The organism is Empedobacter sp. UBA7620 (assembly GCF_002484185.1).
Lineage (GTDB): Bacteria > Bacteroidota > Bacteroidia > Flavobacteriales > Weeksellaceae > Empedobacter > Empedobacter falsenii_C.
The window spans coordinates 1-10743 of sequence record NZ_DLJI01000006.1 but is presented as its reverse complement, the minus strand read 5'-3'; the positions used below and the strand labels follow the sequence as shown (position 1 = coordinate 10743).

11 protein-coding genes are annotated in these 10743 nt (G+C 28.4%); 9 read left to right on the top strand and 2 right to left on the bottom strand.

Translation table 11 applies throughout. The features are described 5' to 3' along the window. On the bottom strand, window positions 1-366 hold a 366-nt coding region (locus B2217_RS01055), incomplete at its 3' end, for an FAD-dependent oxidoreductase (RefSeq protein WP_291121999.1). A gap of 611 nt (window positions 367-977) precedes the next feature. Here B2217_RS01055 and B2217_RS01050 point away from each other — a divergent pair. From B2217_RS01050 to B2217_RS01020, 7 genes are all read left to right on the top strand, one after another. Beyond that, window positions 978-1781, top strand: a complete 804-nt coding sequence (locus B2217_RS01050) for a hypothetical protein (RefSeq protein WP_291121997.1) — start codon at window positions 978-980, stop codon at window positions 1779-1781. Between the two features lie 6 nt (window positions 1782-1787). Beyond that, the gene (locus B2217_RS01045) at window positions 1788-2624 is read left to right on the top strand and encodes a hypothetical protein (RefSeq protein WP_291121995.1); all 837 of its coding nucleotides are present in this window, start codon (window positions 1788-1790) and stop codon (window positions 2622-2624) included. 13 nt (window positions 2625-2637) lie between these two features. Then, complete coding sequence (locus tag B2217_RS01040; protein ID WP_291121993.1) at window positions 2638-3381, top strand: hypothetical protein; 744 nt, start codon at window positions 2638-2640, stop codon at window positions 3379-3381. Between the two features lie 293 nt (window positions 3382-3674). After that, on the top strand, window positions 3675-4499 hold the full coding sequence (locus B2217_RS01035; protein WP_414647359.1) for an RteC domain-containing protein: 825 nt from the start codon (window positions 3675-3677) through the stop codon (window positions 4497-4499). A 202-nt stretch (window positions 4500-4701) separates the two neighbouring features. Next, window positions 4702-5010, top strand: coding sequence for a helix-turn-helix domain-containing protein (locus tag B2217_RS01030; protein ID WP_291121991.1), 309 nt, complete (start codon window positions 4702-4704; stop codon window positions 5008-5010). Between the two features lie 82 nt (window positions 5011-5092). After that, the gene (locus B2217_RS01025; protein WP_180906547.1) at window positions 5093-6526 is read left to right on the top strand and encodes a DUF3945 domain-containing protein; all 1434 of its coding nucleotides are present in this window, start codon (window positions 5093-5095) and stop codon (window positions 6524-6526) included. A 16-nt stretch (window positions 6527-6542) separates the two neighbouring features. After that, window positions 6543-7919 (top strand): DNA topoisomerase, encoded by a 1377-nt coding sequence (locus tag B2217_RS01020; RefSeq protein ID WP_280046340.1) that lies wholly within the window; start codon window positions 6543-6545, stop codon window positions 7917-7919. Between the two features lie 26 nt (window positions 7920-7945). Here the strand turns inward: B2217_RS01020 and B2217_RS01015 are convergent, their stop codons facing one another. Next, window positions 7946-9583: a helix-turn-helix domain-containing protein gene (locus B2217_RS01015; protein WP_180906549.1), complete on the bottom strand. Its 1638-nt coding sequence runs from the start codon at window positions 9581-9583 to the stop codon at window positions 7946-7948. Between the two features lie 356 nt (window positions 9584-9939). On the opposite strand from B2217_RS01015, the gene B2217_RS01010 reads away from it, so the two are divergent. Together B2217_RS01010 and B2217_RS01005 are read left to right on the top strand one after the other, a co-directional pair. Then, a complete protein-coding gene (locus tag B2217_RS01010; protein WP_180906550.1) occupies window positions 9940-10173 on the top strand; it encodes a hypothetical protein in 234 nt (77 codons plus the stop codon). 28 nt (window positions 10174-10201) lie between these two features. After that, on the top strand, window positions 10202-10743 hold a 542-nt coding region (locus B2217_RS01005), incomplete at its 3' end, for a MauE/DoxX family redox-associated membrane protein (protein WP_349680534.1).

The window sequence follows — 10743 nt, the reverse complement described above, 5'->3', positions numbered from 1 at the left end:
TGTAAAATCAGCATCAATATTAGTTTTTTTGAATATATTTTCTATATCTGTAATAGATTCCAAGCAATTGAAATCAGCATCAATAGCAATTTTTTCGGGAACAATATTTATTAATTTACTTAATGGGGTATCAATTTCGTATTGCAATTGAGCAGTACTTGCTACAGAACTTCCTGTAGAAATTGTTCGTTTATCGATAAGAGCGCATTCTATACCTGCTTCACATAATTCGTGCGCAACTAAAGCCTCTGTAATTCCAGATCCTATGATGGCAACATCTATTTTATAATTTTTGCGAAGAGGATGATATAAGTCGAAAAATTCGTTTTTAACAATCCAAAAAGGTAATCCAGAATGTAAATCCATATTATTTAGTTGTGTGGTTTAAAAAACACATACTAAAACTGAGCCAATAATGTTAGTTATCAATTGTTTATTCGAATAGAGAGTAATATTAAGTTTAAAAATTTCTTTAATGATAGAAAATAATTATTATGATTGAATTGGAAAGGTATATAACATAAATTATTGATATTAAAATGTATTATCCATTATTTCACTATATGATTGTCTATTTAGTTATAAATATTGTAAATACCAAGTTCTAGTTTTGTAAATCTTTTTGATATAATGTATCAATTAACAGATTTTGAATAAATTACAATCTTGAATAAAGTATAAATTTATTAAAGTGATATTTAATTATAATAAGATTATATAAACACTAAGTAAAGTTTAAGTGTTGATTTATAGTTAAATATAAAAAAAACTTCATATTTCTCAAATAGAGTAATTATAACTCAATATTTAATAAATGCGCAAAAAGTATATATATTATTGCCCAACTATAAGTTTTTTTATTCATTAAAATGTTAAATATATTCTAATATGATAGTTATCATTTTATGTATAAATATACATTTTTACTTTTGAAAATCCTTTTATTAAGGTAGTTATCAACCAATTAAAATTTAAATATGAAAAAAACAAAAGCTTTTTCTTTGCTTTTATTTCTCTCCAAATTTGTTTCAGCTCAAATAGGAATAGGTACAGAGGTGCCACAGTCATCTCTTGATGTTAATGGAAATATTATGCTTAGAAAAGAACTAAAGGTAGGAGGTTCAAAAACTACTGATGGTAATACCGGAAATTACAATGACATCCTTGTTTCTCAAGGGGATGGGAGTGCTCCATTATGGAAGAATGCCAAAGTGGGATTTTATGAAAATGGTGAATATAGAACCACGAGTAGTTTTATCAATACAAGTGAGAATGGGCTGTTATTTGATACGAATAGCAACGATGGCATCGCGACCAGCTCTTTAGGAGAACTATTAGTGACAACATCATCTAAGTGGAAAGAATTGTCATCCGATTTAAGTACAAAATTTACTGTAGATGATCCAAAAAATAAAGTCAACATTATGTTTCAGACAGGAGTTGAATCAGGAAACACTGGGACTTCTCCAAATCAAAACATAAAATTTATGTGTGGTATTTTTATTGATAATGTTTTGGTTGCATTAAGAGCGGACCAAATTGACGGAATTCCTGGTAAAGGAGCCAGCAATCAGTCTATTTATACATTAAATTATACGGTAAATGATGTAACTACCGGTGAACATACATTGAAAGTAGGATGTAGAAGAATTTCTACATCAGGTACTAATGTGGATTTAGTAATAGGGCGCGCATTGAATGCTTCAGCAGTAACAAATAATTTTATGTTACAATCTGTATTGAAATTTGATGTGAGCGAATTAGTAAAAGTGACAAGATAATTAAGTATGAAAATATTCAGTAATATACTACTAATAAATTTAGTATTTATTAGTTCTTCTTTATTTGCTCAAGTAGGTGTCAATACCAATACACCAAGAACGACTTTGGATGTTCAGGGAGATTTAGGGATTAGAAGTAAAATCTATTTGGGAGGAGACGAAACAACTATTGGAAAATTAGGAGAAGTAGGATCGGTTTTAGTCTCTCAAGGAGAGAACCAACCTCCGACGTGGAAAGTTTTAAGACGACCTGAGTTCAAGCCTGAAACGTATTATCTTATAAACTATGAGGCGTCTAGTACTGATGTTGGGTTGGAATTAAAGTATAATAATACAGAGAGTAGAACACTGTACACAAAAAATATGCCTTTATCCAATTTCTTAGGAAGCTCTGCGGATAGTAGTGGAGTAATTGATGGATTAACAAAAACATTTAAAGTAAACAATTCTGTGAATAAAATCGGGTTGGTTTTTGAAACGGTGGTTCATATTAACTCTAATGCAATCGATCAAGGTGTTGATTTTGCGTGCGGAGTATTTGTGGATGATCAATTAAAAGGAGTAAGAACATTTACATTAAATCAACCTACTGCTTCTGTAGGTCCTTTTTATACATTTACTTTACTTGGTTCAGCTGAGAACCTTGCTAAAAAAGAATATACGGCAAAAGTTGCTTGTAGAAGAAGAGCCTCTATAGGTGGATTCACAAATACTAGAACAAGTACTTTTGGAGTTGGAAAAGCCGTTCGTTCAAATATTAACGATTTTATGGCGCAGTCAACTTTAAGAGTAGAAGTATTGGAAATACCAGATCCTAATAATAATGAACCTGTTTATAACTAACAATTAACCCATTATGAAAAATAAGATATTTATCTGTTTAGTCGCAATCAGTCCAAATTTATTTTCTCAGGTAGGAATAGGAACTGAGAAACCTCATACCACGTTGGATATAAATGGTACGACAAATGTTTCCAAAGAAATCAGATTCAACGGAACAGATGCAAAAATTGGAACAGCTGGTAAACAAGGCGATTTAATTTCAGGAAATGCCTTAAATAACAATTTCTGGAAGAATTTTGATTTACCTGAGGGTTTTTTGGAAGGAATGGTTTTGACCGGATCTTATGTTAATTCAACCTTTAATGGTGTAAGTTTTCCGGGAACAAGTAGTTCAAGTACCCTTGCTGTACCATATACTAAAGGACAAGCAATGGCTTCACATTGGAAAGAGCTTTCGGATTTAAATCAGAAAATTAAAATATCAAAATCAGTAAACTTAGTTACGATTTCTGTGCAAACATTGGTACAAACAAGTGATCAGAACAGTAGTTTTGCCTGTGGAATATATTTAGATGATAAATTAGATTTTGTTCGATTGGGTACTGTAAATGCGGGAGTAGGTAATTATAGAACATTGAATTTGAATGCGACGCTTTCAAATATGGCACTTGGAGAGCATACTATAAAATTTGCATGTGCTGAGAGAAATATACCAACAGGTACTACCCTAAATATAGGTAAACCTATTATCACTACTAATCTAAATAACGTAATGGCAAAGACTTCTTCGGTTATTTTAGTTTTAGAAAAGCCATAATTTAAAATATTTAATGAAATTTTATTTTTATTCAGCTATTATTTTAAAACACTTCTAGATTTTTTAGAAGTGTTTTTTATATAAATATGCATCAATCTTAATATAATAAATAAATTTAGCTAATAAGATTAATCCAAACCATGTTGATTCTTTAAAAAGACCATAAATATTTCTTATAAAATACTAAAAAGTATTAATTATAACAATAATAGTTTACTGATAAACATGATATAAATTGTATACTTAACACTAAAGTATTGTTTTTATGGAACATAAATTTTTACTTTAAAGTATTGGAACAAATACAGAATGAAGAAAAAAAAGTAGATTTATTAACTAGAAATATAATTGATGCTTTATATCAAATGATTACGTTTTTACAGAATTTATTGTATGAAGTAAGGAGCACTTCATCAAAAAAAGGATTTAACAATCAAGAAGAAGAAATATACTTTTTCAAGAAAATTAAACCTCAAATTCTGGGTAAATTAATTTATTACAATAAAATTTATCGAATTGAAACGAACTGTCCTTTTCAAGAAGGTAAAATGTATTACAATTTTTTTTCTAAGCAATTGGTAAATCTCAAACGCGAATTTATGGAACATATATGTAGCTCTGATTTTTACAGGTACTATCGTTCAGGTAGAAAAGATCGAGATGAAACCTATTTTAAGAGAGGAAATATTAATTTTCATGAAGGGCTCAATAGCGTAGTATTTGAAATTGATCCTGAATTCTCAACCTTTTACGATTATAAAATTGCAAGAATTATTTCCTCCGAACTCTTATATTCTTACCTCATAACCAAAATCAATCCAGACGAAGATTCCGAAAATGGAATATTAAAATCTGAAAATTCGCAAAAAGATTTATCCTGGACAGATAGTAAAAACGCACTGATTGAATTAATTTATGCTCTTTATGCATCTGGAGCAATTTCTCATGGTAAAATTGGTATTAGAAAATTAAGTCTCGTTTTTCAAATTTTATTTAAAATTCCATTGGGTGATGTTCACCATTCTTTTCACCGTATGAAATCTAGAAGCGGTTCGCGAACTATTTTCTTAGATTATCTCAAACTCTCATTAGAGGAATACATGGATAGAGAAATGTAAATTCAATACCCATTTATGCCAATTGGTAAACCTTTTAATGATTGATTTACAACTCAATTCAAATAAAGTTTTCTACTATCAATCAGCATATTTTACTCTACTATCTAAAATAAACTCTCTTACCAATTGGCATTACTTGGCTTTATGAATGATTTCAACCATTGAAATTCGTATAAATTTTATTAACACTAAAGGATTTTATATGAATATTGATCGCATGGAATTTTTGGCTTGGATGGAACGTTTGATGACTCGCCTTGATTTGTTAGGAGAAAACATAAACGATTTTCAAAAAAATAAAACAACACTTGATGGAGAAGAATTATTGGACAATCAAGATGTACTTCAAATGTTAAAAATCAGTAATCGATCCTTGCAACGATACCGCTCAGAAGGACGACTTCCATACTACACAATAAGCGGTAAATTATATTATAAATTATCTGATGTTCATCAATTTATTCGGAATAGTTTTAATTCTTCTGCTTCAAAAAGAAAAGCCAATGAATGACAATCATTACCAATAGCTGTCAGATCAAAACTTGTTTTTATCAATCTTTTATTTTCGATTATAAATTTAAAAATCAGATAAAATGAGTGATAATTCAACAGAAAACGTAGAGCAATCAGCACAAATCTCAGATATCCTATTGGTTTTGGATAAGGATAAAATGAAAATTCAAGCAGTAAAAAGTCTTAATGAGAAAGGAGAAATGGAAACTGTAGATCCAACGAAAAAGAATGAAAATCAATTTCTAAGAATTGATAAACATGGTAATTTTTTATCGAACTTCTTTTCAAACTTTTATAGCCAACTAAAGGATCCAACTAATTTCCTTTTTTTCAAAGTACCAGATTCATTAGCAGTTGATAAGGCAAAAGAGATTCAAAATCACTATAAATCTCCACAACCTGAAAATGAGCAAAGTCTCGAACAATATAAAATTAACCCAGACACACATCAACAAAAAAAATCAAAAAACGAAGATAAAATGGAAACAGAAAAAACAGACTATCGTTTTGATCCAGTCCAAATTGATTGGGATACAATGAAAAATTTAGGATTAAGTCAAGAACGATTAGAAAAATTAAATCAATTAGATCCATTATTGAAAGGATATAAAACCAATCAGCTTATCCCAATCAGCATCAATTTTGGTTCAGCAATACTCAGAACAGATGTTAGATTGTCGTTACAACAAGTAGATGATAAAGTTGTACCCGCTTTACATGGTATCCGAAAAGAACCCAATTTAAACTATGAATTTTTTGGACATCAATTTACAGATGAAGATAAGAAAAACCTTTTGAGTACTGGAAATATGGGAAGAGTTGTCGATTTAACGAACACCAAAACAGGAGAGAAAATTCCTTCCATTATCAGTGTAGATCAATTAACAAATGAATTGATTGCCTTAAAAACTGAATTCATTAAAATTCCAGATGAAATAAAAGGAGTTCTATTAAATGAAGAACAAAAACAAACCTTAAAAGAAGGGAAATCGTTGTATTTAGAAGGTATGACTTCTATTAAAGGAACAGAATTTTCAGCAAATGTTCAATTTAATGCAGATAAGCGCTATGTAGAGTTTCAATTTGATAATAAGATTAATAAGGTACAAAATATAAAATCAAATCGAGAAGAATTTAAGAATTTTGAAGCGCCTAAAATTTTTAGAAATAAAGAACTTTCAGAACAACAATATAATGAACTTAAAGATGGAAAAACAGTCTTTATAGATGGTTTAATAGATAAAAAAGGACAGACTTATCAAGGCTACATTTCTTTCAACAAAGAATTAGGAAAAACTCAATTTATATTTCCAAATCAATTAAAAGAGGCTGCACAACCAAATGAAGAACATAAAACGCAAGTTGCTGTAAATTCTGAAGGAAAAACGAATGAATCAACAAAACAAATTAATAAACCTTTGGAATCTAAACAACAATCGCCTAAAGAGAAACAGGCAAAAAATTTTACAGAAAGCCTTCCAAAGACTACTAAATCGAAGAGTCGAAAAGTATAATATAAAGAAATTTATTATGAAAAAAGAGTTGAAAAATCAAACTATTGTAAAAGATGAAATTAACTCTGAAAATAGCGTTAAAGTAGAGAGAGAAGTTTTCATTTCAGCTTTGACGCTTATTTGTCAACGATACTTGGAACAGGTTAATTGTAAAGAAAAAAATATTTATGTGTTAGAGTTGTTGCATACCAAATCTTTTATTCAATTTAAAAGCCAATTAAACCTTGAAGATGAAAAGCAAATAAAACCTGTATTAAAAACAATCCATCGAATAGGAAAAGCTGAAGTGATTGATATTAAGATAGGAAATTGTATAGAAGAACCACCTTTATTATTTAATCGTATTGATTTACAATATGAAGTATATTCAAAATATAATATATCTTTTGAGGAAACGTCAAGAATTACCGAGAAACTTTACGAAAACCAATTTATTACAAATCCTCAAACAGAGAGTGCGTTTATTAACAATCAATTTTGGACTATTGTTCCAAAACTCATCCATGCTTTAAATGAAAGAGAAAACTATAAAAATATTACAAATGAACTTAGGAAAGGTAGCCTAAATAAAAGGATTGTAAATGATGAAAAGGCAAAAGATCAGCATGGAATATTAATTACAGATAAAATACCATCTGCATTATCTGTAAAAGAAAAAATCATTTATAATATGATTGTATTTCGATTTTTGGAAGCAGTATCTCAAGAATCTATAAAAGAAATTGTAATAGTTAACTTGGAAATATTACACTATGAATTCAAGGCCGAATATTGTAGAATTGTAGGTAGTGGCTGGCGATCAATACAGGGAAACTTTTCTAGAGATTTAATTATTTTACCAGAATTACCCTCATTAAAATTGGGAGATGAACTAAAAATAAAACAGTTTTCGATAAACGAAAAGAAAACAAAACCTCCAAAATTATTAGATTTCATAAGTTTATTATTAGAGATGAAAGCTTTAGGAAAAGATGAGCAAAACGAAAAAGTTATTGAAGAATTAGTGATCAATAATTATGTTAGATTAGAGAATAGATTCTTAATACCTACAGAAAAAGGATTAAAATTATTTGGTTCAGTTTATCATCATAATTTACCTATTCAAATTGAACAATCTAACTTATTATCAATATTGATCTGTCCTAAATGTAAAAAAGCTCAATTGGCAATCGATGATAATATGATTAAATGTACAGAACCAGTATGTAATTGGATGCAATATAGAAATATTTGCGGTGTGCAACTTTCAATAAAAGATACCGAAAACTTAATCAATAATGGAGCTACAACCTTAATAAAAGGATTTCAACTCAAATCAGGTAAAAAGTTTAATGCAATAATCAAACTCAACAAACAAGGTGAAAGTTCTTTTGTAATAGAACAGAAGAAATAACAATTATTTTAATTCCTACTATAATTCTAATTATTGTTGTTCAATTGATTTTTCAATTGTTTAATGTATTCATAAGGACGTAACGAAGTTACTTGAAAAAAAGCATCAGAAAAATGCCTAGCAGAAGAAAATCCTCCTAATTCAGCCAAATCTCTAAGAGAATGTTGATGAAATTTCTTTGAATTATTAAGAAGGTTCAGAATATAATTCACTTTAAGTTGATTGATATAATTTGAAAAATTTGTTCCTTTTTGTGAATTAATAATCCTTGATAGATAAGCCGAATTAGTTTTGAATGATCTGCATAATTGTGCTAATGTTAAAGTAGGTTCTAGAAAAAGTTGATTGGCTTCAAATTCGTCTAATTGTCTTGTAATATCCAGTACAACTTCTGGTGGAATATCTATTATTGGTTGCGGAACAGATATCTTTTTCTTTATAGAAGTTTTCTTAATAAGGCGTTTATAAATCCAAAAAGCCATAATTGAACTTACTAAAATCATTACTCCATTTAAAACTGGATATAAAAGAAGTTTGTATTCTACATTTTTCTTTAATTTCAATAATTCTTTTTCATCATATTCTTTTTGAATTATTGGAGTTATTTTTACGATATTTCGTTGAGTAAGACTATCTAATTTAAGCAATTGATTGATATAATAAAGCTCATTTTGAAAATCATTTTTATTTGCAGAATTATCTATTAAACCCTTATATGCAGGGCGAACTTCACTGTCCAAAAATTCATATTGATTAAAAAGTTGATCTATTTTTTCAAAATATTCAATGGATTTTTCAAATTGATTTAATTTCTCATATGATTTTCCAAGATAGAAATATGCTTTGCTTAATGTATAAAAATCCTCTTGTTTATTTACATAATGAATTTCTTTAGTTAATATGTAGATTGCTTTTTCATAATTTTTATTGAAATAGTAATCAATTGCTGTAGAAATCCAAAAGTAATGAATGAAATATGTATTTTCTTTTTGTTGACTCAATCTCAAGCCTTGTCGATTAAGTTGACTTGCTAATTTATATTTTTGTTGAAATTGAAGAACTTGAGTTCTGTAATAAATTGAATTCAAAAAATAAGCATGATGATTTTCATCGGAACTATTCTTCTCAAAATAGGAGGTGCATTTTTGAAACAATACATCCGATTCACTGAATTGTTTTAAATGAAATTTTATTAAAGCAAGATTGAAAATTACTTTATATGAGATATATTCGGAGGATTTGTTATTTAATTTCCTTTCAGCAATTAAATAATTTTCTAAAGCTGGTTGAAATTTTTTGAATTGAAAATGAATTAATCCCTTCGAAAGGTAGCTTTGAATAACAAAATCATTATTTTGTGTTTTCTGAGCAGTAACAATCGTACTATCTGCATATTTTAGCTTATTAGAATAATCATTTGAATAAAAAATACCTTCTTTATAGCCATAAAATAACGTCTCGTTATCCTTTCTAATTTTAGCTTTTAAGATATACGCATTGAGATACTTCCATACCTGGGGATTATTTTTATCATATTGAAAGGAATCAATTTTTTGAACAAGATATTCATTGGTTTGAGCACTCAAAATATCAGTTGCGAAAACATTTTCTATGCTTAAACTGAACAATATTAATCCTATTATTAGTTGTAGATATGTTTTCATAAGCTTAAAATTTAATGAAAACAGTAGCAGAATAATTGGTAAGATACTTCAAATTAGTAAATTAAACAAATAGAGTATAACGGAAAATAGCTTTTTTACACAAAGAAATTTTGTAAAACAAATGCTCAAAATGAAGTATTTATAAATTCGTCATTATCAAAAGTATATTTTTTATTCAATTTTTTTAAAATAAATAAAAAAATTCATTTTACAAAATACTGTAATTCAGTTAATTATTTTACAAAAACAACGGATTTATAAATCCGTTATTCCATTTATGTATTTGTAGTACTTGTTTGCATTAATTCTCTTCTACAAGACATAATTTTAAAACTCCAAACATTAAAACTTATCATATGAAAACAAAAATCTATTTTTTAATTATAGTAGTTGTTAGCTGTTTATTCTATAACTGTATTGAAGAAGAGGAACAACAAATTGAATCTATAAATACTTTGCTTTTACAGAGAAGAGATACGATTTCAACAAATGATAGTATATCAATTTATTCAGAAACAGAAGTAAATGAAGCTGATCCTCCAAAGGAAAAAGATCCATATATCAAACGTACTGAAGAAGGAGGGGAGTAGTATTCTTTAAACCCAAAAACACATCAAGATGAGAAGATATTTTCCTTTTATCCAATCACTCATCTGCTACCTTTTTATTGTTTTATTTGTCTATGCTGCAGTAAGCAAACTGATTGATTTTGAAACTTTTCAAACGCAATTAGGACAATCGCCCTTATTAGCCAGTTATGCGATTCCTATTTCGTATGGAGTTATAATAATAGAACTGGTGGTTGCACTTCTTTTGATGTTTGACCGATTTAGAAAACTAGCCTTACAACTTTCGCTTTTATTGATGGTGATGTTTACCACCTATATTGTGATTATTCTACATTTCACGGCATTTACACCTTGTTCTTGTGGTGGAGTTTTAGAAAAGATGGGATGGACGGAACATTTGTTTTTTAATGGTGTCTTTGTAGGATTAGCTTTAATTGGCATTAGAATAGCAAACAATTCTCAAATATGGAAACGCTATATCATTCAACAATTCTTTCTTATTTTAATTGGAATTGTTAGTGTAACCATTTTATATGGTTTATCAGAAAAGAAATCTCAGTATAACAATGCGTTTACGCGTAAATACATTCC

Excerpts from the sequence above, each read along its gene's own strand:
- B2217_RS01050 (WP_291121997.1), top strand. The coding sequence starts at position 978 with ATGAAAAAAACAAAAGCTTTTTCTTTGCTTTTATTTCTCTCCAAATTT.
- B2217_RS01045 (WP_291121995.1), top strand. The coding sequence starts at position 1,788 with ATGAAAATATTCAGTAATATACTACTAATAAATTTAGTATTTATTAGT.
- B2217_RS01040 (WP_291121993.1), top strand. The coding sequence starts at position 2,638 with ATGAAAAATAAGATATTTATCTGTTTAGTCGCAATCAGTCCAAATTTA.
- B2217_RS01030 (WP_291121991.1), top strand. The coding sequence starts at position 4,702 with ATGAATATTGATCGCATGGAATTTTTGGCTTGGATGGAACGTTTGATG.
- B2217_RS01025 (WP_180906547.1), top strand. The coding sequence starts at position 5,093 with ATGAGTGATAATTCAACAGAAAACGTAGAGCAATCAGCACAAATCTCA.
- B2217_RS01020 (WP_280046340.1), top strand. The coding sequence starts at position 6,543 with ATGAAAAAAGAGTTGAAAAATCAAACTATTGTAAAAGATGAAATTAAC.
- B2217_RS01015 (WP_180906549.1), bottom strand. The coding sequence starts at position 9,583 with ATGAAAACATATCTACAACTAATAATAGGATTAATATTGTTCAGTTTA.
- B2217_RS01010 (WP_180906550.1), top strand. The coding sequence starts at position 9,940 with ATGAAAACAAAAATCTATTTTTTAATTATAGTAGTTGTTAGCTGTTTA.